Here is a 21,974-nt window from a genome sequence, read left to right on the forward strand (position 1 = left end):
ACGTTATACGTATTTTTTGAATTTTTATCTTTGGAGGTTTTTTTCATATGAGTAAAGGCTTATCCCTATGGTTTGCGGTCTCTTCGATCGTCCTGCTGACCGCTTCGGCCATCTCCATCAGCTACAACGGATTTCTGGCCGTCGGTCTCGCTCTACTCTCCATTCTCAATATAGGCTGGGGATTCATCATCAAATCCAAACGCAAGCCTTCTTAAGGAAGCACCCTGCTTATTTACGAGCCAGAAAGCCCATCTTGTCCTTGACGCCATCCAGTATTTGAGCCGCAGTCTTCTGTGCCTGCTCTGCTCCCTTGGCCAGAATGTCATGGATCTCACCGGTTTGGCGAATTTCGTAGTATCTGTTTTGAAGTGGTTCCAGAGCGGCTACTACAACTTCGCCAAGCTCCTTCTTGAATGCCCCGTACATCTTTCCTTCAAAACGCGCCTGTACTTCCTGCAGGGATACTCCAGCGCACTCGGAATAAATGCTCATCAGATTGCTAACCTCTGGTTTAGCGGACGGATCATAGACCACTTCGGCCCCGGAGTCCGTTGTAGCCCGGCTGATTTTCTTGCGTATTTGATCCGGCGTGTCCAGCATCGCAATATAACTGCCCTCAACCGGATTACTTTTGCTCATCTTTTTAGAAGCATCGTCCAGCGACATAATTCGTGCGCCTACCTCCGGAATGAACGGTTCCGGCATATTGAAGTAGGAACCAAACCGATGGTTGAACCGTGCAGCTAAATCGCGCGTGATTTCCAAATGCTGCTTCTGGTCATCCCCTACCGGTACCAGATTGGCATTATACAGCAATATGTCTGCAGCCATGAGCGCTGGATAGACAAACAAACCGGCTCCTACGGAATCTTTACCCTCCGATTTGTCCTTAAATTGTGTCATTCGTTCCAATTCGCCCATATTGACCATCGTTGTCATGATCCATCCCAGCTCGGCATGCTGAGGAACATGGGATTGAAGAAAAATATTAGCACGATTCGGGTCGATTCCGGCTGCAACGTACAGTGCCGCAACCGATTCGGAGCGATCTCTAAGCGAACTTGGCTCCTGCGGTACCGTAATGGCATGCAGATCGACGACCATAAAGTAACAATCATGCTCATCTTGGAGCTTAACGAAATTTTTAATGGCTCCGATGTAGTTGCCCAGTGTCAAATTGCCACTCGGCTGAATTCCCGATAATACAGTTTTCATGACTAGCCCTCCATTTATTTACAATATTCTTTTATCCAAAGTCTGCCCCGCTCAAGGAATTATATATGAACGCAAAAAGGCCTCACATCCGCAAGGGACGTGAGACCGTGGTGCCACCCTAATTCGCTGCAGTAAACTCTAATACTTAAGCTGCAGCCTTCCATTCTTGTAACGGAGAATACCCGGCCGGCATATTAAGGAATATCAGTATAATCCCTGTTCAGCCTGGCACTCAAAGGTCCATTCAGCAAAGCGGATCCACCGGTTCACATCAACCACCGGCTTTCTGAAGGATGGGCCGCACCTGCTTACTTGTCCTTGTCATCGTGTTTCAATCATAATGGATCACTATTACATGCAATGATAAAACTCTTGCTCTCCCTTGTCAATTCCATTTTGGAATCAAGTCGTCCGATGTTTTGAAGCATTTCTTTTACCCTTTCCGTAAAAATCTGTTATGATGTGGTTAATCGTCCAGACCATGATTTCTGTTAGTAAAGGAGCATCGATATGAATCAAGTGACCAAAGGCCAGTGGAATGGTTACGACACCTATATTTTAAACAGCGGCCGTCTTGAAGTGACTCTCCTTCCTCGTCTAGGTAACAATGTCATTGGAATTAAAGACCTTGAAAATTCACGCGAAATCCTTCGAAAACCAGATGAAAGTGAGCTTGCCTTCTATCTTCAGAATCCCTATCACTTCGGCATCCCGATGCTCATTCCGCCAGGCCGGATTTCCAAAGGCCAGTTTGAGTACGGCGGAACATCGTATCAATTTGATCAAAATACCGCGAACGACAATCATATCCACGGTCTCCACCGATCACAGGCTTGGTGTGTCAGCGACATAGAGGAAGATGATGATGGGTGCGCCGTTTCGACAGAGTTCATATCATCGGATGATCCGAAATGGATCGCCCAATTCCCAGTACCGCTGAAGCTGGAAATGACCTTCCGTCTTCAGGGGGCCCGCTTATCGCAGAGTCTTCGTGTAACGAATCTGGGTTCCAGCCCTGTCCCGTTCGGCATGGGTTACCATACGTGGTTCCTGCTTGATGGCGAGCCGCATCGCTGGACGCTGGATCTGCCTGTAGAGGGTATTTATACCTTGAATAATGAACTGATCCCAACCGGAGATTTTTCACCGCTTGGCCATCTGGAACAACTGAATTCTGGACTAAACCTGAAGGAAGCCGACCTGGATACGATATTAAAAATTCCAGAGGGCAAACCGGCTGAAGCCATGCTTCAACGGGATGATGGTTATCAAATTCATTATTCGGCTGACCGCGCCTTTTTCAAGCACTGGGTGCTCTATACGAAAGGCGTCGTAGAGGACTTCCTTTGCATCGAGCCGTATACCTGGCTTCCGAACGCGCCCAATTTAAAACTGCCGAATGAAGAAACCGGTCTGATTCATCTGGAACCGGGGCAGACCGTGAACCTGAATACCCAGATCAGCATCCAAAAAACAACACCGGAGGCGGAGCAAGGGGAATAGCAAATCCCCGGTGAACCATAAGATCTTCATATACTTAATGTTTCAACAAGAGCAGCCCTTTGTTTCAAAGGGCTGCTCTTGTTTGTCTAGATAACGACAATTTCATTCGGATAATTTTACCAGCCAATGATCTGCCTCCAGCACGAATGAGATTCCTAGGATTCAGTCATAATATCCACATACAACATCAAAGGAGGTGACATGACATGGCTCAAGGTCGTTCTTCTAACAATCTTGTCGTACCTCAAGCAACTGCAGCTCTTCAACAATTGAAAGTAGAAGCTGCTCAAGAACTGGGTGTGACGCTTCCACAAGACGGTTACATGGGTAACTATACTTCCCGTGAAACAGGTTCTTTGGGAGGTTACATCACCAAACGTCTGGTTCAATTGGCTGAGCAGCAATTATCGGGTCGTTCGAACCTGTAATTCGCATCTCTTCCCTCCAGCCGTAATTAGAAAGAGGCGATCTTCTCCCCAAAGATCGCCTCTTTCGTTATATGTTCTATATGATAAATGATTTCAGGTTTCCGAAGCAGCTTCGGCATATGTATTACGAGGGTACCGAATCATCAAGTTTGCCATGTTATAGTTGGATTCAAGGACAGCATCTACAACAACAATGCCTTGTCGTATCATAAATTCATAACTGATTTCGCCGTGTGTCCAGTGGCGTTTATGTTTCAGACTTTCAAGCGCCATCGTACGAAAAGAGAATTGTTGAGCTTCACTTAGCCCCTCCTCAAGTGGAGCTATGACTCCGTTACGCCCAGCCAATGGATTGTGCCGTATGCCAAATTTACCAATTACATTATTTCGTATTTGTACAAATACTGTCCCTGAACTAAGACCTCCCAACTCTTCTTCCAGCTCTTTAAAAACGATGTCCAATTGTCTAGCCAGTGATAATTGATCTAGTTTTACCATCTCTTCTCCCCTCCTTTATTAGTAAATCCTCCCTATTATTAGGGCTTATGACTCATTATAGGGTAAAGGAATCAATGGATCAACAATATTCAACACATTTGGGTATTTATTACTAAAATTGCACAAATAATTTAGGTTTCGGCTCCTTTTTTGCGTCAACTTTCATTCTTTTACGACAAAAAAAGAAGCCCGAATCGGGCTCCTCCATAGGTTGGAAATTGCATGTATTGAGAGGAAAACGTCCTCCAAGGAAATTCTTATCTGTTATTCCGATGATAATCAACAAATCACGCCATATTCTCCGTCATTTGCAGGAATTGTTTAATGTCGGATACGCAGGAATCTGCTGCACTTTGCCAGAAATCGCGCTGGGTCAGATCCACATTCAGGTGTTTCTTCGCCAGATCCTCCACGGACATCACGCCGGTGTCGCGAAGAAGTGCATCATATTTGTCCGCAAAGCTCGGACCTTCTTCCAATGCCCGAACATAGAGGCCCGTACTGAACATATAACCGAAGGTGTACGGGAAATTATAGAACGGCGTCCCGGTAATATAGAAATGAAGCTTGGATGCCCAGAAATGCGGATGGTATGATGTCAGAGCATCACAATAGGCTTCCTTCTGCGCTTCCACCATCAATTCCGATATTTCCTCGCTGCTGAGCAGACCGCTTTTCCGCTTGTCATAGAAGCGGGTTTCGAACAAGAAACGTGCATGAATATTCATAAAGAAGGCTACGCTGTTCTGAATTTTCTCTTCCAGCAGGGCCAGCTTTTCTTCTTCGCTGCCGGCTCCCTTCACCATCGCATCAAAAACAATCATTTCGGCAAATGTAGATGCCGTCTCGGCAACATTCATCGCATATTTTTGGTTAAGCACCGGAATTCCGCCCATCAGATGCTGATGGTAGGCATGGCCGAGCTCATGAGCCAGGGTCGAAACGTTCGAGGCCGTTCCGCCAAACGTCATGAAGATTCGGGTCTGGCCGCTTGCCGGGAAGGAGGTACAGAAACCGCCAGGGCGCTTGCCGGGACGATCCTCCACCTCAATCCAGCTCTTGTCGAACGCCATTTGCGAGAAATCAGCCAATCTCGGGCTGAACTTGCGGAATTGCTCCACAATGTTAACAGCTGCATCGTCATATGAGATTTTGGTTGCGGAAGTGCGCAGCGGGGCATCTACATCAGTCCAAGACAAACCTTCCAGACCAAGCAGCTTCGCTTTGCGGTTCAGGTATTCCACAAGCACCGACTTCGTGTCTTGGATGACCGCCCACATGGTATCCAGGGTCTCACGGCTCATGCGGCCAATCGCGAGCGGCTCCTTCAAGACATCCTCCCAGCCGCGGTTCTCGTACAGCTTCAGGCGGTAGCCGGATAAATGGTTAAGGGTATCCGCACAGTAATCAGCGGAGTCTCCCCATGCCTGCTCCCACTTTTCAAACATGGATTGGCGTACTTCCCGGCGAGGATCATGCATTTTATTGAATGCCTGTCCTGCGGACAGCATGACCGTCTTACCGTCTTCCTCATATGGGATTTGGATTTTCTTAACGATGGTATCGTAGAACTCTCCCCATCCATGATAACCGTCTACGCCAAGCGATAGAGCCAGGCTCTCTAACTCGGGACTCATCTTGTCTTTGGCGAGATTACGGCTTTCGTTCAATACGAAATCAAGCTCGGACACCTTATCCGTACCGGTCCAAGCCGTCCAGAGTTCGTCATTCATACCACGGAGAACGTTATCGAATTGGTTCTTAATCGATTGCAGGGTCGCGGACAACGACGTTACCCGTCCGGATAATTGAACCGCCTTCTTGTCATTCACATTCTGCGCGGTCAGGCAGCCCACGAATGCAGAGACTTCACGGATGCGGGCATAGGCACTCTGAAACTGCTCAAGGAAGCGTTCAAGGCTTGCTGCGCCATCCATGGTATCCGGAACGGTCAGTGCTTTAACGGCTTGCTGAAGATTATGTACATCCTGCTCAAGTGTCTCAAGAAAGCTCACGAGCTGCGGTGAAGAAGAGCCTCCGGGAAATATCGATTCCAAATCCCAAGTTTGTTGAAGTGCCATTGAACATTCATCACCTTTCGAAATAAAATATGATTTCAAGCGGAATACCATTTGTGTGGACTTAGGGAAAAGTGTATAACTATATATAACTCAATTTATGTTATCCCTGTTACAACCAATTTACTGCTGGAGGAGCTAGAAGCCATGAGACCTTTGCAAATATCACCGGAGACGGCGGTTACACTGTCCAAGCAGCTGGGCGTTCCGCTGGAACAGCTGATGCACATGCCTCAGCATATATTAATGCAGAAAATTGCCGAGCTTGCCAAGAATGAAGAAGCGAAAGCAACGAAAAAAGACGATGAGTCACCATCATCGGAGAACTCATGATTCCTTTTTCCAATACTTGGCCCTATGATGTCGTCGGAAACGACGTATATGTACACAGCTGCCCATTCTGCGGAACCGACAATGTATTGCTGCCGATGAAACCCAAAGAGCTGATAAGCGTAAGGGAAGGGAAAAAGAAGCTGCTGATCTTCCCCTGCTGCCACAACAAAGTAACCGTGCTGGACAGCGACATCGACTACTTGCTCACGGATCAGCGATTACGCTGATTTCGCCGCAGAGCATGAGTTTAGCTATTCGTGTTAGTCCAACAGCCTGCTGACCCACCCTTCAGCGGGCTATTTGCATTATGACTCTGCCTTAAGTGCCTCGTTCTTCTGCTCCCGTATCTGCTCGGATATCAGCTTCCATTGCTCTCTGGATGCGCGTATCATCGCGGCGTCCATAATCTTGTCATCCTGGACCACTCTGGAGAACCATTGAACCGCCTCCTGAAACTGTCCCAGCCTGCGGTGGATCTCTCCGATCAGATACAGCAGCCTAGCATCATTCGCCCCTACCCCTTCCAGCTCGAACACTCGAACATAGGATTCCAGGCTATAACTCAAGAACCGCTTCTCTTGATCCTCGTTGCCCTGATACCGGTACAGCCAAGCGATATGATGCAGCAGGCTGGCCACAATGCGATCCCGCTCCCCGATGACTTGGGCGCAGAGGAGAGCCAGCTTGTACGACTCCAGAGCATCCTCCAGATTGCGCGAGCCGCCCATATCCCTCTTCTCCCAGCGGCATCCGACTTGCTCGTGAAAGAGCGCCTTCTGCCGTTCGTTCAATTTCAGGGTCGAGTTTTCCGTGGAGGCAAAACCGCATTCAGGACAGATCCGCACCACGTAAAAATCGGGATTCTCCGATTTATAATAAGCGCAAAAATCCGTATCTGTACGGTATGCCTTTTTAAAGCTGGGTCTTACCCTGGATGTTTCATATTCATGCTCACAGTGCGCGCAAACCACCTTGATGGAATACAAGGGTTCCAATTTCACGCCATTCGCCATCCCTTCATTCGTGTCTAATTCCTGTTTCGAAATAGGTCTTTGGAACTAAGGAGTGTTCACGAAATGGTGGGCGGGGCCGGACAGACGCTGCAGCACAAAATCACGTAATTCATCCTCCACGCCAATTTCGATTAGGGCTCCTGCCATGCAGCCAAGCCATTCTTCGGCATGGCGATCCGTAATCGGGAATTTCATGTGCCTGGCCCGCATCATCGGATGTCCGAATGCTTCCGAGAACAAGGCTGGCCCTCCAAAAAACTGGCTCAAGAACATATATTGCTTCTCCATCACCGGCATAATATCTTCCGGAAACAATGGCGAAAGCAGCTCATTTTGCTGCACTCTCGGATAAAAAGCTTCGACGAGCGAACGTACACCCTCGGCACCCCCGAGGTTATCATAGATGCTTAAGTTCGGATTCATATCCGCTAATCTCCCATCTGTTTTATGTTACGCTTTCGATTGGATGTACCTATCCATTATACCAAAAAAACGACAAAAAAAGGCGCTAAGCAATGGTTAGCACCTTTTAGAACTTATTAATAACTGCGCCAGTCCTCTTCACTCTGGACGAGAGAAGCACGTATAACATAAACGAAGGCGCATACTAGGATACCTGCGACTATGCTCATGATCATCACTCCATCCAAACATAATACGAAAGATGTGCTTTGATGTTTTTTATTATAGCACAAGATCCCCGAAAATAAAGCACAATTGTAACCGCTTTCTCATGTTTTTTATACTGTTTGTCCTATATCTTGCATAGATTTTTAACAACGGACCTATATTTCCATCATTCACATCGATGCCAGGGGGCGTATTTCTTATTATGACCATGAAAAAAATGGGCTGGCTCTTGCTCGTGACGGCACTGCTCAGCGTAATTGTCCTAATGGCTTTATTTCCCGAAGCGGCGCTCCAATCCGCACTCCGTGGCCTGTCGATATGGTGGGACGTGCTGTTCCCTTCCCTGTTCCCGTTCTTTGTTATTTCCGAGGTGCTGCTGGGGTTCGGCGTAGTCCACCTGATTGGCACGCTCCTGGACCCTATGATGAGACCGTTATTTCGTATTCCGGGGGCCGGAGGATTCGTTGCAGCAATGGGATATGTTTCAGGATACCCGGTCGGTGCCAAATTAACCGCCAAGCTATGGGAACAAAAAATGGTAAATCGGGAGGAAGGTGAGCGACTTGTCGCTTTCACCACCTCTTCTGACCCTATATTTCTAATTGGTGCCGTCTCCATCGGCTTCTTTCATGACCCCAAGATCGGTTTGATCCTTGCCTTGTCCCATTATGGCGGAGGTTTCCTTGTGGGGTTGATTATGAGATTTCATGGCAGGCATGAATCCAAAACAGCAACCGATTCACTCCGCCTGTCGCAGGCTAACACAAGCAGACTCAAGTCCGCCTTGCATGCCATGCATGCGGCGCGTGAGCAGGATGGCCGGGACCTCGGCACCCTGTTAAGACAAGCGATACAATCATCGCTTCAGCTCATTATCGTCGTCGGCGGGCTTGTGGTTTTCTTCTCCGTGTTTCTTGAACTCTGGACCCGCGCCGGCGTTATGCCTGCGCTAACTGAAGCCATCAGTTTGCTGTTATCTCTGGTTGGGATGCCTGAATCCTTATCCACTGCCATCGTAGGCGGATTGTTTGAGGTCACACTTGGTGCCCGATATGCCGGGGAAGCAGGGGCTGCAATTCCATTGCCATACAAAGCGGCCGCGGCTGCCTTTATATTGTCATGGGGCGGTTTGTCCGTTCATGCCCAGATCATTAGCATCCTGAACTCTACCAACCTCAGGTATTTCCCTTTTGTCATTGCAAGACTGATTCATGGTGTGATTGCCGCGGTCGCTGTATTGCTGTTGTGGAGAAGTGTTATGGGATCTTCGATACCGACCATGGCCCTTCCGGCTGTTTCGGATTCCGCCCTAAACGGGTATACCCATATTATGGCGGCTTTCTGCATCCTGCTCGGTTTCCTGATTGCGGTTGCGTTGTTTATTCAGATCATTCGAGGACTGCAGCAGAAAATCCGCAAATTCCCAAGGTGAACATTGTGTTCTTCTCCAAGATTGATTATCATCTTTATATAACCTTACAAAGGAGCTTATCAACTTGAGATATTATGTTCTGGACCGCGGTGACCCATTGTCTGTCGAGCTGACCCAGCAATTTCACAAGCTGGCGGAACAGCGGGGGTTTGTGCTGGATGCAGAATCTCCGGAGATTGTGGTCTCGATCGGCGGAGACGGTACGATGCTGCATGCTTTCCATACTTTTATAGACCGTATTCCTGACCTCGCTTTTGTCGGTGTCCACACGGGCCACTTGGGATTCTATGCTGATTGGAAGGCCGATGAACTGACAGAGCTAATTGATCATATGAGCGGGGAAGGCGAACACGGCAACGTGAAGCCGCGCCTCGTCAAGTACCCCCTGGTTCAACTGGAAATTCATAAGAAATCAGGAACGTCCTCTTACATTGCTTTAAACGAATTCACGCTTAAAGGCGTTGACGGTACCGTTGTCGCGCAGATTGACATCAACGACGTAACCTTTGAGATGTTCAGGGGAGACGGGATTTGCGTGTCCACGCCATCCGGCAGCACGGCTTATAACAAAAGTGTCGGCGGAGCGATGGTGCATCCTTCCATCGATGCTCTGCAGATCGCGGAAATCGCCTCGATTAACAATCGGATTTTCCGTACGCTGGGCTCACCGCTGCTCCTGCCTAAGCATCATCATTGTGATATATTCTCGCGTAAGGAACAGCGTTTGCTGCTTACCATCGATCATGTGAATATCTCGATTGACGACCTCGTATCCGTGCGCTGTCAAGTGGCGGAACAGCAGGTCAGTTTTGCACGCTATCGGCCGTTCCCGTTCTGGAATCGTGTCCGTGATGCATTTCTTGGCTAATATTAAGAAGAACGACTACCTAACAAAAGAACGGCCACCAGCATTACTGGTGACCGTTCTTTTTTATTGCGGCTGTTCAGCCGAAAGATTAGGCTCCTTGGAAGGCTTTGCGTCCTTCTCTTTGGATTCCTTAGGATCGCGTGGCTCGCGTCTGGATTCCTTCGCTTCGCGCCGCTCGCGTTGGTCCTTGTGTTCCTTGCCCGGTTTGGGGCCCTCCTGCTGGGCTTCCTTGCTTCCCTTCGCTTCCCCCTCACCCTGGGTTTCCTTGGGGGATGATTCACGAATCTCCACAGGGTCTTTGGAATTGGCATGGTCTTTGCTATCCTTCTGCTCCTTGGTTTTCTGAAGCACGAAGTGAGCACAACCAAAATTGCAGTATTCGTTAATGTAATCGGACATGCTGGAGAAGGTAGAGTCCTTGGCAGCTTTAGGATGATTATCCCGATAGAAACCTTTAAGCCGAAGCTGATTGTAACCCCAGTCTCCCACGATGTAGTCATAACGGTCCAGCACCTCGCTGTACCGCTCCCGGAAAGCTTCCAGATTCCAGCCGTTTCGATGGTCCTTTAACACTTCATAACTTTTGTTTCCGATAACGATCATTGAAAGCTTCCCCTGCCTTTCCAAAGGTTAAGACTGCACGGTCTCTTCCTTGTTGCGTTCTGCAGATTTCACTTGCTCGTGTGCATGATAGGAGCTGCGCACCAGAGGACCGGACTCCACGTGGCTGAATCCGCGCTTCATTCCCTCTTCCTTCAAGATCGCAAACTCCTCCGGCGTATAGTATTTTTCAACATTCAGATGCTTTGGCGAAGGCTGCAAATATTGGCCGATCGTCATGATATCGCAACCCACCGAACGCAGGTCGTCCATCGCTTCCAGAATCTCATGCCATTGTTCGCCGACACCTAGCATTATGCTGGATTTGGTCGGAATATCTGGCTGCATCGCCTTGGCATTCTTCAGCAATTGCAAGGAACGGGTGTACTTGGCCTTGGCACGTACCCGATCCGACATTCGCTCGACCGTCTCAATGTTATGGTTCAGAATGTCCGGCTTCACATCCATTACGATCTTAAGCGCTTCTTCGCTGCCCATAAAATCCGGAATCAGCACTTCCACCGAGCATAGCGGCAGACGTCTGCGAATGGCTTTAACCGTTTCAGCGAATATGTAGGCCCCGCCATCTTTCAGATCATCCCGTGCTACGCTTGTTACTACGCAGTGACGCAGGTTCATCTGTTCCGCCGCTTCCGCCACGCGTTCCGGCTCCTGAAGATCCAGTTCCGTTGGAAGACCCGTGTTGACAGCGCAGAATCGGCAGGCGCGGGTACAAATATCACCCAGGATCATGAAGGTTGCCGTACGGTTAGCCCAGCATTCATAAATATTCGGACAGCGAGCCTCTTCACACACCGTGTGCAGTGTCTTGGATCGCATCATGCTTTTGATTTCTTTATAATTATCGCCAGTAGTCAGCTTGATTCGAATCCAGTCAGGTTTTGGCTGTTTGGTTTTAGACAAAGAAAAAACCTTCTTTCGAATTTATTGATGTAACTCAAGACATACCCCATCGTTTGCTGTCCCATATTATATCATGAAAACCATCATATTACTTGTTTCGCATCGATATGAGATTAATCTAGTTGCGGCATGGATAAAAATCCTTGTTTCGATTCACCCTACAGTGTAGGCATGACTGTCCGTCCTTAATTATGACAATCCAAAAGGAAGGAGAAGGACACATTGAGGATTTTCCAACCATTGAGCGCAAGCGGTATTATGATTCGCTGCACTGCTGCAGCTGTGGCTGCCTTGACAGCTGCCTGCTGCATGTGCGGGCCTGCGTCCGCATCCGCCTCTGTTGCGGTCAGCACCGCTGACGATACGGTGAAAACATCGGATGTTAACGCCATTTTTGCAGACCGGAAGTCGTTATATGATGAGATTTCCACCGTTACCCAAATTCCTTGGTATCGCCTGGCTGCCATTGACCAGTATGAACGGACACTAACTAGAGTCCACCCCAAGGATCGCAAACATCCGGACCGGACGCTCGGAATCTTCATCCCCTCCACAAGATGGGCCGGGGCGTTAAATCCCAATCAGGAAGATGTAAATCCGACGTCGATCAACGTGTTTTCCGGCATCGGGCTGGATGGGGATGGAGATGGCAAGGCCGATCCGAATAATGATATCGACCTGCTATATACCGTTGCGGCAAGGCTCGCCCCCTACGGTCATGCTGCCGATGACTTCAGCATCGGACTCTGGTCATACTACCAGAATACGCGGGCTGTTCAGCGCGTCATGCAATACGCCAAAATGTACGAGACCTTTGGAAAGCTGGACTTGTTTGACCATGCATTTCCTCTCCCGGTCAAAAGCAACTATTCCTACCGAAGCACATTTGGCATGGGACGCAACTGGGGAGGCAGAAGGGTTCACGAGGGAACGGATTTGTTTGCCTCATACGGAGTCCCCGTTCGAAGCACCTGTTACGGCGTTGTCGAAATCAAGGGCTGGAATAAATATGGCGGGTGGCGCATCGGCATCCGTGATTTGAACAATCATTACCACTATTACGCCCATCTGCAAGGCTTTGACAAAGGAATCTCGCTCGGGGATGTCGTTAAGCCGGGTCAAACCCTTGGCTGGGTTGGGAGCTCAGGTTATGGCAAGCCGGGAACCCAAGGCAAGTTCCCTCCACACCTCCATTACGGCATCTACCGGGACACCGGATTGACCGAATGGGCATTCGATCCTTACCCGCTGCTGAAGCACTGGGAAATGGAAGAAAAACGCTCAAAGAAAAAAACGCGCTCCTGAGTTCAACCCAGGGGGCGCGTTTTCTCCGTTAAGGACATCCATTACTGCGAAGTGAATCATGGAGCGTGCTTCCATATGCTGGCGCCAAATTAATGAATCAGCGCTCTTAGCCTCCAGTGTTGTTATCCCCCGTCTGCCCGGATAAGTCTGCTCCACCAGGTAAAGGTTCCAAAGGTGTCGTTGTTCCATCTGGAGGATTCGTCGGCGTTGTTACCGGCGGAGTAACAGGCGGGATTTCCTGCTCCGTATTATGGCTATTCTCATTGGTAACAGGAGGCGGTATCGCTATGCTCGGCGCGCTTGCCTTATTCTCGCCGACGGCCTTTCCTTGCCCGTCATAATAATACATTGGTACGTCGCCGACCACGAGCAGATAAGAAATGGGAATATCAGTTTCCACAATCTGCGGCTCCATGTCAAAAGGAACGACAACCGCTACCTCTGTTACGATGTGGACGAATACCTCCACCAAAATCATATTAATGCCAGCACCCTGCTGCCTGGTATCCAGTTGAACCTTCACCGCTCCCTGCGGTTCGATCTTCAAAGGAATTTGCGGACCGAATGAAGCGATAATCGGGCTTTTCAGCACCTGTCCCAAGGGAATTTGCTCCTTACGCTTATGAATATCGTCCAGTGTGCTCTGAACAACCTCCGTTGTATGGGAGGTGATTTTTAAATGCTCGGCATAATTCAGCATGAATCCCGTCACTTTGCCCGAGCTGTCCGTTTTCCAGTTGACCAGATTATCGAAATCCTTGCCCTGCGTGACCTGAGAGGTGATCGCTTTATTGATGGCTTCAGTGGCAATCTGTTTAACCCTGATTTGGGCTAAATGCATGATCGGCGGCCGCAGATTCTGCTCAATATACATAAAAAACTCAACGATCCCAAACACAAGGAGCAGAGCGCCGATCAGCCACCATTTTTTCGTGCTTCGTCTTTTGGCAGCCTGAGGACGCCCTCGGCTCTGCGGTACGGGCCGAAAGCCTCTGCGCGGTGGTTTATAAGCTCTCCTTGGTTTAGGCCACGACAGCGACGGAAAGGCCAAACGCCTGCTTCCCCATCTCTTTCGTCTCATGCTTGGTCCCCCCTATTTACGCCCCGAGGAGCATGTTTACCATGGCAAGCTCTCCTGTATAGAGGGTATGCGGACAAACGGCAAAAAAGAAGAGCAAGGATGGGATCCTCGCTCTTCTTCCTTATGGATATTCAATTTCAAGAAAGACTGCAAAGAGGATCTACTTGTCGTCCTTTGGATTGTCTTCTTGATCCTCCACATAATATTTCAGCATCGACAGTTTATTCTCCCAGAAGCGGTCGAAATAAGCCAGCCAATCCTTTAATTCCTTAAGCGGTTCGGCATCCAGCCGATAGCGCGTTTCGCGTCCAACCTTGCGGTCCTGCACAAGGCCCGCTTCCCCCAGAATTCGGAGATGCTTGGAAACGGCAGTCCGCGTCATGGAGAAGTGCCCTGTAATTTCTTTAACCGGCATTTCTTTATCACTTAACAAGCCAAGCAGCTTACGGCGTGTCGGATCTGCGATAGCTTGATAAACATCATGCTTCGGAGCGGCTTGCGACATGGATTAGGCCTCAACGTATCCCGCAAGCTTCTGAACAATGCCTGCCCAGCCGTTGTCCATACGCCCCCGCACGATATCGTGTGCTTCCCCGAACTCGGTCACTTGATCCGCTGTCCATCCGCCGTGAATGAGCGTAAATTCCGTATGATCTCCCTGCTGTACCAGTTCGAACGTAACACTCCAATCCTTGCCCCAGTTAAAAGACAAGCGGTTGGGCTCGTCAATAAGCGTGACCTTGCATGGTGAATTGCCGAAAGGACCTGCATTCAATTGAAACTCAAAGCCTTCCACCGGCTCAAAATTGTTAGGCATAAACCAGGCTGAAATTCCTTCAGCCGTTGCCACGGCTTTCCACACCTTCTCGATGGGCGCTTTCAGCACCAGCGTATGACGAATATCCGGCAGCTTGCCGTTTGATGCGTTGTCCATATCACATAAACCTCACTCATGTTTAATATTATGAAACCATTTGGTTTCCCTTATTGCATTATAGGACACCAAATGGTTTTACGTCAAATAACAATATTCACCTGTTACCCAATCAGCGCACCCTATTGTCCAGCCTCCCTTAAAGCCTTGTAAACCAGGCAGCTTGCCAACTTCTCATGGCCTAGAGCTCGCTAGGACTGAGCCGGGTAGGTCTTGTTCAAGAAGGCAATCGATTCGCGAATCAGCTGCTTTAGGACCTCCACATCAATATCTGCCACTTTATTAATATACACGCAGCCTTTCCCGGCCGTATGTTTACCGAAACTCGGCAACAGCTCCTCCCGCTTCTCATCGCCCGGCGCAAAATACAGGCTGATCTTCGCCTTGCGCGGCGAGAAACCTACCAACGGCGCATCGCCTTCGTGCCCGGTAGCGTAGCGGTAATGGTAGGAGCCGAAACCGATGATGCTGGGGCCCCACATCTTAGCCGGAAAACCGCTCGTCTCCTCAAAAATCTCCAGCAAACGATAAGCATCCTCCCGTTTTTTCGGCGAATCCACTTGCTCTATAAACTCCACCACGCTGTGATCCGTTTCTTTTGTTTTTTGCTCGTACATTAGGGTTTGACTCCTTTCGAATACTCCTGTTATTATGACCAGCCTTATTAAAAATAAGAAAAACGTCATCGACGTACTTGTTAGAAAACAGACCGTATTTAGCGTAAGCTTTCTTGCAATATAAGGAGGTAAGCCTCTAATGCTACTTATCTCTTAAATAAAAAAAGCCGGAGATGATTAGCCATTGATTTCTAATCACTTCCAGCTTTGTCGAGGAGCCGCTCCGGTCTTTATTGACCTGTATATTCTCTTTGCCGTAAAGCCTCGTACATCAGCACCGACGCTGCCATAGCCGCGTTCAACGATTCGGCTTTCCCCGGCATGGGAATACGGATCGCATCGTCCACGAGTTCCGCAACCTCAGGTGAGACACCGCGCCCTTCGCTCCCAATCACGATCCAGCTTGTCCCTTTGAAATCATACTCGAAGCAGGAATGTTTCCCTTCCAGCAGGGTTGTCACCAATCGGGCCCCCCGTTCTCTGGCTTCCGGCAAAATGCTTAGCAGATCGCCCTCCAGCACCGGTAAGTGAAACAGGGATCCCATGGTAGAGCGCAGCGTCTTGGGGTTGTACAAATCCGCGCAGCCGCGTCCCAGAACCACGCCAGCAGCCCCTACGGCATCTGCGCTTCGTATGATGGTTCCTACATTCCCCGGGTCCTGAAGACCGTCCAGAACGATGACCAAACCGTTCTCGCGCAGGATCAGGTCCTGCCATTGACGTGCTTCTTTGCGGACCACGGCAAACACCTGCTGCGGTGACGGTGTATCACTGACCTTCGAGATGACGGCATGAGATACGCCAATCCATTCAGCACCTTGTCCTGTATCCGATATATGACGAAGTTCCTGGGGAATGCCCTTCTCCACATCATACGCAACACACTCGATGTCCACTCCGGATGACAGGGCTTCCTGTACGAGATGAATGCCTTCCACCACATACTTGTTCTGCTTGTCTCGATGTTTTTTCTCCTGAAGCTGTGCCCAGCCCTTCACTCTGGCATTCTGCGGCGATAGTATCTCCATGGTTCATCCATCCGTTCTTTACTTATATATAAAACCGAGTCCCACTCAACCCAGCATACCCGCTTGCGGACAGCTTACTTCGGATAAGCAAGCTCCATCTTCGTTAAGTTATTCTTGTGCCCCACAATAATGAGAATATCGCCTTCCTCAATCCGGTCATCCGGACTTGGAGAAATGTTCATATCCTCATCTCTTCGAATCGCCATGACATTGCAGCCGAATCGTGCCCGAATATCCAGTTCTATCAGATTGTGACCGACCAGATCTCCTGTAGCAAGCATCTCCATAATGCTGTAGTCGTCCGACAAATCGATATAATCCAAAATATTCGGTGACACCAGATGATGGGCAACCCGCAGCCCCATATCCCGTTCAGGGAAAATCACCTTGTCCGCACCGATTTTGTTCAGCACTTTTCCGTGCAGCTCATTCTTCGCTTTCACGATAATGGCCGGTACGCCAAGATCCTTCAAGATCAGCGTAGTCAAAATGCTGGATTGAATATCCTCCCCGATCGCCACGACAACCACATCAAAATTCCGTATGCCCAGCGCCCGAAGCGCTTCTTCATCGGTCGAATCCGCCGATACGGCATGCGTGACCATACTCGCGATTTCCTGAATGCGCTGTTCGCTCGCGTCTACGGCTAATACATCAAATCCCATGCTGCTCAATTCCTTAGCAACACTCGTGCCAAAACGCCCCATACCGATTACTGCGTACTGCTTCTTAGCCATTTATATATCCCCCCACGAGCCTAGGTCATCCATAATCATAATGGTAATAGTATATCATACTGTCCCGAATACTTGAATGTAACTGCCCCGGAACGGGCACATTACCAATGACCCTTTCATAACAAGGAGGAACATGTCCATGTCCATATTGTTAGATCTAAGGCAGGCCGTCATTCATAAAGTCCACAATCAGGACGAAGAAGAGCTGCGCTCCATGATCGAGGGTTCCGTTGACGGGCCTGAAGCTGCCCTGCCGGGACTCGGTGTAATGTTTGAAATGATGTGGAAAGACATGGATGCTACCCAGCAGAACAGCCTTGTCTCTTCCCTCCATGATCATCTAAAAACCGTTACGCCCGGCAACCTTCAAGGATAATCCCATGGTCAACAAAAAAGAACAATCCCCTAAGCTGTGAAAGCTGGGGGATTGTTCCTTTTTGCTGCATATTTATATAACATCACTTACGGAGCGGTCTCAAGAAACTGGGCGGTTGGATTCTTGTCGATGGCGGTTCTCATCGCATACTCATTTTCGAACAAGACAACATAGTTATCCTTCTTGTCTTTGACCAGCGTTGAGTTTATCCGGAACTTGGACGGATCAATATTGTCGTCCACGATCCAGCGGGCGAACTGATACGGCATGCGTTGAAGCTGGACATCAACGCCGTATTCACCCTTCATCCGGTACTCGAAGACTTCGAACTGGAGCTGTCCGACAACCCCGAGAATGGTCTCGTCAAAACTCACGGTGCGGAATACCTGAATGGTGCCCTCTTCCGTCAGCTGATCAATCCCCTTCTGATATTGCTTATGTTTCAACGCATTCTTCACCGTTACTTTCGCAAAAATTTCCGGTGAGAATGTTGGAAGCTCATCGAATACAACTTCACGACCTTGACTGAGTGAGTCCCCAATCCGGAAAATGCCCGGGTCAAACAGACCGATAATATCGCCAGGGTATGCCTCCTGCACAATATCTCGATCCTGCGCCAAAAACTGCTGCGGCTGCGCCAGCTTGATTTCCTTGCCTACCCGAACATGCTTCACGCTCATACCGCGTTCGAACTTGCCCGATACGATGCGCAGGAAAGCGATACGATCCCGGTGAGCCGGATTCATATTGGCTTGAATCTTAAATACGTATCCGGAGAACTTCTCATCGGTTGGTTCCACCACACCCTCCGTACTGCGGCGCGGCTCCGGCTTCGGCGCAAGCTGAAGAAAGTTCTCCAGGAAGGTCTGAACGCCGAAATTGTTGATCGCACTGCCGAAAAATACAGGTGTTAGCTGACCCTGCATAACTTTTTCCAGATCAAATTGGTCTCCGGCAACATCCAGCAGCTCGAGGTCTTGACATAACTGATCATGCAGGTAATCGCCTGCCATCTCGCGAATGATCGGATCCTCATAGCCTTCGACCTTCTGTACCTTAATCGTGGAATGGTCGTCGCCCTGGAACAATTCAACCTGATTTTTAACCCGGTCGTACACGCCGCACAGGTCACGCCCGGAGCCGATCGGCCAATTCATCGGTACGGAGCGGATGCCGAGAACCTGCTCAAGCTCCTCCATCAGATCAAACGGGCTGCGCCCTTCGCGGTCGAGTTTGTTGATAAAGGTAAAGATCGGAATGCCCCGCTTCGCACAAACCTGAAACAGCTTGATGGTCTGGGCCTCGACCCCTTTGGCTACGTCAATCAACATGACGGCGCTGTCAGCGGCGGTCAGCGTACGATAGGTATCCTCACTAAAGTCTTGGTGACCCGGCGTATCCAATATATTAATCCGATGCCCTAAATAATCAAATTGCATAACAGACGAGGTAACCGAGATTCCCCGCTGCTTCTCGATCTCCATCCAGTCACTCGTTGCATGCTTGCTCGCTTTACGAGCTTTAACCGATCCAGCCAGACGAATGGCGCCCCCAAACAAGAGCAGCTTCTCGGTCAGTGTTGTTTTACCGGCGTCAGGGTGGGAAATAATCGCAAACGTGCGGCGCTTATCCACTTCCTGCTGCAGTTCATCTATTTGCTTTGCCATTTCACTTATCCCTTCGTAACTAAAGTCATGTATATCATTGTACCACAATTTATACGCAAATCATCCCCATGCGCCATGCGCATGAGGATGATTTTTAACACGTAAATTTTAGAAAATGATCTTAGTTTTTGAACCACACCACATTATCCTCAAGCTGACCGTTTACCGGCCACCAGTGGAATCCGTCTTCCTTCAACAGCTCATCCGCTTTGTCAGGTCCCCACGATCCAGCAGGATACGATTCCAGCTCGCCCTGGTTCTCTCTCCATGCGCTGGCGATACGATCCACGAAGGACCATGCCGAAGCCACTTCATCCCAGCGCGTAAAGTAGGTGGAGTCTCCACGAGCAGCGTCATGCAGCAGACGCTCATACGCCTCAGGAGAATTAATGCCCACGATGCAGCTTTGGCAGAAGTCCATCGCTACAGGAGCGATCTCGGATTCAGATCCCGGCTTCTTCGCGTTAATCTTCACGTAAATGCCTTCCATCGGATTGACGCGAATAACGAGCAGGTTAGGCTCCAGGGAATGCTTTTGGCCCAGGTATACGTTGGTTGGCATCCGTTTGAACTCGACAACCACCTCGGTTGTCTTAACCGGGAGACGTTTGCCCGTACGGATATAGAACGGTACGCCAGCCCAGCGGAAGTTATCCACGAAGACTCTGGCGGCAAAATAGGTTTCCGTATTGGATTCCGGATTCACTTTGTCCTCTTCACGGTATGCCGGCAGATCTTTGCCACCCGCGGAACCGCTCGTATACTGACCGCGAACTACGTTGTTCTTCACTTCTTCATGCGTGGCATACGGACGCAAGGAGCGAAGCACCTTCACCTTCTCGTCGCGGATATCCTCTGCAAGCAGTCGGCTAGGCGGCTCCATCGCAATCATAGTCAGCAGCTGTAGCATATGGTTCTGGCCCATATCCCTTAGAGCGCCTGCATGATCATAGTACCCGCCGCGCTCCTCGACACCAACCGTTTCACCAAGCGTGATTTGGATGTTGGCGATATGCTTGTTGTTCCACAGCGGCTCGAAGAAAGCATTCGCAAAACGTATAACTTCGATGTTCTGTACCATTTCTTTACCCAGATAATGGTCAATCCGGTAGATCTCTTCTTCCTTGAACACTTTACGGATCTCTTCGTTCAGCTTGGCAGCCGACTCCAGATCGTAGCCGAACGGCTTCTCGATCACAAGACGGTTCCAGCCTTCTCCGTCGAGCATACCGCCCTTCATCAGGTTAAACGATACGCTGCCAAACAATTCCGGTGCAAGCGCCAGATAAAACAAGCGGTTGCCCGGTATATTAAATTTTGTTTCCAATTGCTCCGTTTGTTCGCGAAGCTCACGGAAACCGTCAATATTGTTAATATCTAAAGATTTATATTCAAAATGTTGTGCAAATGCATTCCATTCACTATCCTGTTCCGAACTATATCGGCAGAATTCCTGAATTGAACGATACACGTCCTCCCGAAACTCTTCCTGGGTGCGCGGACGCCGCGCCACGCCGATTACCGCAAAATCCTCATCCAGTTTTCCTTCACGATAAAGACTGTAGATCGCCGGAAACAACTTACGTCTTGCCAAATCACCAGTCGCTCCAAAGATGAAAAATACAGCTCCCGGTGTCTTCATTGTATCTAGATTTTGATTTTCAGCCATGGCTCCTCATTCTTTCTATGAATTATAGTGTATTTTTATGCATCGGCACTTAACTCGATGTGATGACATTTTAGCATATTCATTTCAAGTATGCTATCACATTCCGCATTTTTTCATCCGAGTTTCAGAAATCATTTTCAATATTCTATTGTAATGACGGGAAATCCGATCGTTATTCTACTACTTTTCTTCATCGAATCTTCATGCACCGCGATCTGCATATGAATCGGCGTGTCGCCACTCATCACAAAAGCGCCCAGTGAAGGAACCTCATATGAACGGCTTTGTGTTGTGTCATCTGCATAATCCTCAACGGGGCGAAGCGAGAGTTTTTGGGCTACTGCCTCTTCTACCTGAGCCATCGTTCCATCAACGCTAGCCGTCTCCGATGCATATCCTTGAATGGACGCATTCCAGGAGTTCGATATGCCTGCTTGCTTCATCATCTCTTGAATCTGCTGCTGCAGGGTCATCATTTCCCGGGACTGTCCAGCTGCTTCTCCTACAAGCATGGCTCTGACATAGCTATGACCCTCCTTCGTGAAAGCCCAGTCCAGATGCACCGATACACCGGAGAGCACGCCTTCTGCTTGGAATACTTCATTTCCCTGAAGCTGGGACGTTGTAATCCCGGAGAGCCCCATTGTACGAGCCAGCTGCTCAGCCGTTGTCTTAGCTTGATCCTTCGATATGGAATTTATCATTTCACCTTGAATTTTTACCGTGAGTATTGCCGAAGGCTCCATATGTTCTTGCCCAAGCGCCGCCAGAAGTATTAGATCGCTTTCTGCTGCTTCCCCAGCTCTAGTTATTCCATTGACACCTGTTTCTACCGTTCCGCCCGAAGCTGACGCTTCTCCTGCATGCGGAGCTGATCCGTTTCGATTGCTGTCCGTTGTCCCCGCAAAACCCGCCATCATAGCTGCTGCCCCGCACAGCAACAACATCATCACAATGATCTGTAAACGCATCTTCCGCATGGTCAGTCACGCCTCCCCGTTCGAATCTATCAATCTAGTAAAAGGATGGCCTCGTTAC

25 protein-coding genes and 1 other annotated feature are annotated in these 21,974 nt (G+C 49.3%); of the genes, 9 read left to right on the forward strand and 16 right to left on the reverse strand.

The window, feature by feature from the left end:
• Positions 1–47: 47 nt before the first annotated feature.
• Positions 48–215 (forward strand): hypothetical protein, encoded by a 168-nt coding sequence (locus MKX98_RS28840; protein ID WP_009592873.1) that lies wholly within the window; start codon positions 48–50, stop codon positions 213–215.
• 13 nt (positions 216–228) lie between these two features.
• On the opposite strand, the gene trpS is transcribed toward MKX98_RS28840, so the two are convergent.
• A complete protein-coding gene (trpS, locus tag MKX98_RS28845; RefSeq protein WP_071222375.1) occupies positions 229–1,215 on the reverse strand; it encodes a tryptophan--tRNA ligase in 987 nt (328 codons plus the stop codon).
• 90 nt (positions 1,216–1,305) lie between these two features.
• Positions 1,306–1,549 (reverse strand) — a binding site (T-box leader).
• A 176-nt stretch (positions 1,550–1,725) separates the two neighbouring features.
• On the opposite strand from trpS, the gene MKX98_RS28850 reads away from it, so the two are divergent.
• Together MKX98_RS28850 and MKX98_RS28855 are read left to right on the forward strand one after the other, a co-directional pair.
• Complete coding sequence (locus tag MKX98_RS28850; protein WP_339219836.1) at positions 1,726–2,718, forward strand: aldose 1-epimerase; 993 nt, start codon at positions 1,726–1,728, stop codon at positions 2,716–2,718.
• A gap of 206 nt (positions 2,719–2,924) precedes the next feature.
• Positions 2,925–3,146 carry an alpha/beta-type small acid-soluble spore protein gene (locus MKX98_RS28855; RefSeq protein ID WP_007131961.1) on the forward strand — a complete coding sequence of 74 codons (222 nt, stop codon included), beginning with the start codon at positions 2,925–2,927 and terminating at the stop codon, positions 3,144–3,146.
• 93 nt (positions 3,147–3,239) lie between these two features.
• Here the strand turns inward: MKX98_RS28855 and MKX98_RS28860 are convergent, their stop codons facing one another.
• Both MKX98_RS28860 and MKX98_RS28865 read right to left on the reverse strand, forming a co-directional pair.
• On the reverse strand, positions 3,240–3,644 hold the full coding sequence (locus tag MKX98_RS28860) for an O-methyltransferase (protein WP_339219838.1): 405 nt from the start codon (positions 3,642–3,644) through the stop codon (positions 3,240–3,242).
• Positions 3,645–3,931: 287 nt separating this feature from the next.
• Positions 3,932–5,725 (reverse strand): M3 family oligoendopeptidase, encoded by a 1,794-nt coding sequence (locus MKX98_RS28865; protein ID WP_339219840.1) that lies wholly within the window; start codon positions 5,723–5,725, stop codon positions 3,932–3,934.
• Positions 5,726–5,869: 144 nt separating this feature from the next.
• Between MKX98_RS28865 and MKX98_RS28870 the strand changes: the two genes are divergently transcribed.
• A complete protein-coding gene (locus MKX98_RS28870; protein WP_071222371.1) occupies positions 5,870–6,055 on the forward strand; it encodes a YycC family protein in 186 nt (61 codons plus the stop codon).
• Positions 6,052–6,282 (forward strand): hypothetical protein, encoded by a 231-nt coding sequence (locus tag MKX98_RS28875; protein WP_071222370.1) that lies wholly within the window; start codon positions 6,052–6,054, stop codon positions 6,280–6,282. The genes MKX98_RS28870 and MKX98_RS28875 overlap by 4 nt, the downstream gene beginning before the upstream one ends.
• A 78-nt stretch (positions 6,283–6,360) precedes the next feature.
• Here MKX98_RS28875 and MKX98_RS28880 read toward each other — a convergent pair whose 3' ends face one another.
• On the reverse strand, positions 6,361–7,056 hold the full coding sequence (locus MKX98_RS28880; RefSeq protein WP_233355083.1) for a DUF2225 domain-containing protein: 696 nt from the start codon (positions 7,054–7,056) through the stop codon (positions 6,361–6,363).
• Between the two features lie 57 nt (positions 7,057–7,113).
• Entirely contained in the window at positions 7,114–7,491 is a 378-nt protein-coding gene (locus MKX98_RS28885; protein ID WP_071222368.1) for a globin, read from the reverse strand.
• A 409-nt stretch (positions 7,492–7,900) separates the two neighbouring features.
• On the opposite strand from MKX98_RS28885, the gene ylbJ reads away from it, so the two are divergent.
• Both ylbJ and MKX98_RS28895 read left to right on the forward strand, forming a co-directional pair.
• Positions 7,901–9,130 (forward strand): sporulation integral membrane protein YlbJ, encoded by a 1,230-nt coding sequence (ylbJ, locus tag MKX98_RS28890; protein WP_194544556.1) that lies wholly within the window; start codon positions 7,901–7,903, stop codon positions 9,128–9,130.
• A 64-nt stretch (positions 9,131–9,194) separates the two neighbouring features.
• Positions 9,195–9,998, forward strand: a complete 804-nt coding sequence (locus MKX98_RS28895) for an NAD kinase (protein WP_009591431.1) — start codon at positions 9,195–9,197, stop codon at positions 9,996–9,998.
• 63 nt (positions 9,999–10,061) lie between these two features.
• Here the strand turns inward: MKX98_RS28895 and MKX98_RS28900 are convergent, their stop codons facing one another.
• Complete coding sequence (locus MKX98_RS28900) at positions 10,062–10,601, reverse strand: YutD family protein (protein WP_194544558.1); 540 nt, start codon at positions 10,599–10,601, stop codon at positions 10,062–10,064.
• Positions 10,602–10,628: 27 nt separating this feature from the next.
• On the reverse strand, positions 10,629–11,522 hold the full coding sequence (lipA, locus tag MKX98_RS28905; protein ID WP_071222365.1) for a lipoyl synthase: 894 nt from the start codon (positions 11,520–11,522) through the stop codon (positions 10,629–10,631).
• A gap of 222 nt (positions 11,523–11,744) precedes the next feature.
• On the opposite strand from lipA, the gene MKX98_RS28910 reads away from it, so the two are divergent.
• Positions 11,745–12,827: a M23 family metallopeptidase gene (locus MKX98_RS28910; RefSeq protein WP_339219844.1), complete on the forward strand. Its 1,083-nt coding sequence runs from the start codon at positions 11,745–11,747 to the stop codon at positions 12,825–12,827.
• 106 nt (positions 12,828–12,933) lie between these two features.
• Here the strand turns inward: MKX98_RS28910 and yunB are convergent, their stop codons facing one another.
• The 6 genes from yunB to MKX98_RS28940 all read right to left on the reverse strand — a co-directional run bounded on the left by yunB (position 12,934) and on the right by MKX98_RS28940 (position 17,224).
• Positions 12,934–13,908, reverse strand: coding sequence for a sporulation protein YunB (yunB, locus tag MKX98_RS28915; protein WP_194544560.1), 975 nt, complete (start codon positions 13,906–13,908; stop codon positions 12,934–12,936).
• A gap of 160 nt (positions 13,909–14,068) precedes the next feature.
• A complete protein-coding gene (locus MKX98_RS28920) occupies positions 14,069–14,413 on the reverse strand; it encodes a metalloregulator ArsR/SmtB family transcription factor (protein ID WP_216530832.1) in 345 nt (114 codons plus the stop codon).
• 3 nt (positions 14,414–14,416) lie between these two features.
• A complete protein-coding gene (locus MKX98_RS28925) occupies positions 14,417–14,842 on the reverse strand; it encodes an SRPBCC domain-containing protein (RefSeq protein ID WP_194544562.1) in 426 nt (141 codons plus the stop codon).
• A gap of 191 nt (positions 14,843–15,033) precedes the next feature.
• Positions 15,034–15,459 carry a DUF1801 domain-containing protein gene (locus MKX98_RS28930; protein WP_194544563.1) on the reverse strand — a complete coding sequence of 142 codons (426 nt, stop codon included), beginning with the start codon at positions 15,457–15,459 and terminating at the stop codon, positions 15,034–15,036.
• A 230-nt stretch (positions 15,460–15,689) separates the two neighbouring features.
• Positions 15,690–16,487 carry an RNA methyltransferase gene (locus MKX98_RS28935; RefSeq protein WP_194544564.1) on the reverse strand — a complete coding sequence of 266 codons (798 nt, stop codon included), beginning with the start codon at positions 16,485–16,487 and terminating at the stop codon, positions 15,690–15,692.
• 74 nt (positions 16,488–16,561) lie between these two features.
• The gene (locus MKX98_RS28940; protein WP_194544565.1) at positions 16,562–17,224 is read right to left on the reverse strand and encodes a TrkA family potassium uptake protein; all 663 of its coding nucleotides are present in this window, start codon (positions 17,222–17,224) and stop codon (positions 16,562–16,564) included.
• Between the two features lie 139 nt (positions 17,225–17,363).
• On the opposite strand from MKX98_RS28940, the gene sspI reads away from it, so the two are divergent.
• Complete coding sequence (gene sspI, locus MKX98_RS28945) at positions 17,364–17,600, forward strand: small acid-soluble spore protein SspI (protein ID WP_071222357.1); 237 nt, start codon at positions 17,364–17,366, stop codon at positions 17,598–17,600.
• Between the two features lie 86 nt (positions 17,601–17,686).
• On the opposite strand, the gene MKX98_RS28950 is transcribed toward sspI, so the two are convergent.
• From MKX98_RS28950 to MKX98_RS28960, 3 genes are all read right to left on the reverse strand, one after another.
• Complete coding sequence (locus MKX98_RS28950) at positions 17,687–19,267, reverse strand: peptide chain release factor 3 (protein WP_071222356.1); 1,581 nt, start codon at positions 19,265–19,267, stop codon at positions 17,687–17,689.
• A 121-nt stretch (positions 19,268–19,388) separates the two neighbouring features.
• Positions 19,389–20,936, reverse strand: coding sequence for a glucose-6-phosphate dehydrogenase (gene zwf / locus MKX98_RS28955; protein WP_194544566.1), 1,548 nt, complete (start codon positions 20,934–20,936; stop codon positions 19,389–19,391).
• Between the two features lie 137 nt (positions 20,937–21,073).
• Positions 21,074–21,916 carry a YwmB family TATA-box binding protein gene (locus tag MKX98_RS28960; RefSeq protein WP_194544567.1) on the reverse strand — a complete coding sequence of 281 codons (843 nt, stop codon included), beginning with the start codon at positions 21,914–21,916 and terminating at the stop codon, positions 21,074–21,076.
• Between the last annotated feature and the right edge of the window lie 58 nt (positions 21,917–21,974).

The sequence above is a fragment of the Paenibacillus sp. FSL W7-1332 genome (genome assembly GCF_037969785.1).
Classification (GTDB): Bacteria; Bacillota; Bacilli; order Paenibacillales; family Paenibacillaceae; genus Paenibacillus_AQ.

What these genes read in the sequence shown, in the direction of transcription:
- MKX98_RS28840 (WP_009592873.1), top strand. Translation starts at nt 48, where the DNA reads ATGAGTAAAGGCTTATCCCTATGGTTTGCGGTCTCTTCGATCGTCCTG.
- trpS (WP_071222375.1), bottom strand. Translation starts at nt 1,215, where the DNA reads ATGAAAACTGTATTATCGGGAATTCAGCCGAGTGGCAATTTGACACTG.
- MKX98_RS28850 (WP_339219836.1), top strand. Translation starts at nt 1,726, where the DNA reads ATGAATCAAGTGACCAAAGGCCAGTGGAATGGTTACGACACCTATATT.
- MKX98_RS28855 (WP_007131961.1), top strand. Translation starts at nt 2,925, where the DNA reads ATGGCTCAAGGTCGTTCTTCTAACAATCTTGTCGTACCTCAAGCAACT.
- MKX98_RS28860 (WP_339219838.1), bottom strand. Translation starts at nt 3,644, where the DNA reads ATGGTAAAACTAGATCAATTATCACTGGCTAGACAATTGGACATCGTT.
- MKX98_RS28865 (WP_339219840.1), bottom strand. Translation starts at nt 5,725, where the DNA reads ATGGCACTTCAACAAACTTGGGATTTGGAATCGATATTTCCCGGAGGC.
- MKX98_RS28870 (WP_071222371.1), top strand. Translation starts at nt 5,870, where the DNA reads ATGAGACCTTTGCAAATATCACCGGAGACGGCGGTTACACTGTCCAAG.
- MKX98_RS28875 (WP_071222370.1), top strand. Translation starts at nt 6,052, where the DNA reads ATGATTCCTTTTTCCAATACTTGGCCCTATGATGTCGTCGGAAACGAC.
- MKX98_RS28885 (WP_071222368.1), bottom strand. Translation starts at nt 7,491, where the DNA reads ATGAATCCGAACTTAAGCATCTATGATAACCTCGGGGGTGCCGAGGGT.
- ylbJ (WP_194544556.1), top strand. Translation starts at nt 7,901, where the DNA reads ATGACCATGAAAAAAATGGGCTGGCTCTTGCTCGTGACGGCACTGCTC.
- MKX98_RS28900 (WP_194544558.1), bottom strand. Translation starts at nt 10,601, where the DNA reads ATGATCGTTATCGGAAACAAAAGTTATGAAGTGTTAAAGGACCATCGA.
- yunB (WP_194544560.1), bottom strand. Translation starts at nt 13,908, where the DNA reads ATGAGACGAAAGAGATGGGGAAGCAGGCGTTTGGCCTTTCCGTCGCTG.
- MKX98_RS28920 (WP_216530832.1), bottom strand. Translation starts at nt 14,413, where the DNA reads ATGTCGCAAGCCGCTCCGAAGCATGATGTTTATCAAGCTATCGCAGAT.
- MKX98_RS28925 (WP_194544562.1), bottom strand. Translation starts at nt 14,842, where the DNA reads ATGGACAACGCATCAAACGGCAAGCTGCCGGATATTCGTCATACGCTG.
- MKX98_RS28930 (WP_194544563.1), bottom strand. Translation starts at nt 15,459, where the DNA reads ATGTACGAGCAAAAAACAAAAGAAACGGATCACAGCGTGGTGGAGTTT.
- MKX98_RS28935 (WP_194544564.1), bottom strand. Translation starts at nt 16,487, where the DNA reads ATGGAGATACTATCGCCGCAGAATGCCAGAGTGAAGGGCTGGGCACAG.
- MKX98_RS28940 (WP_194544565.1), bottom strand. Translation starts at nt 17,224, where the DNA reads ATGGCTAAGAAGCAGTACGCAGTAATCGGTATGGGGCGTTTTGGCACG.
- sspI (WP_071222357.1), top strand. Translation starts at nt 17,364, where the DNA reads ATGTCCATATTGTTAGATCTAAGGCAGGCCGTCATTCATAAAGTCCAC.
- MKX98_RS28950 (WP_071222356.1), bottom strand. Translation starts at nt 19,267, where the DNA reads ATGGCAAAGCAAATAGATGAACTGCAGCAGGAAGTGGATAAGCGCCGC.
- zwf (WP_194544566.1), bottom strand. Translation starts at nt 20,936, where the DNA reads ATGGCTGAAAATCAAAATCTAGATACAATGAAGACACCGGGAGCTGTA.
- MKX98_RS28960 (WP_194544567.1), bottom strand. Translation starts at nt 21,916, where the DNA reads ATGCGGAAGATGCGTTTACAGATCATTGTGATGATGTTGTTGCTGTGC.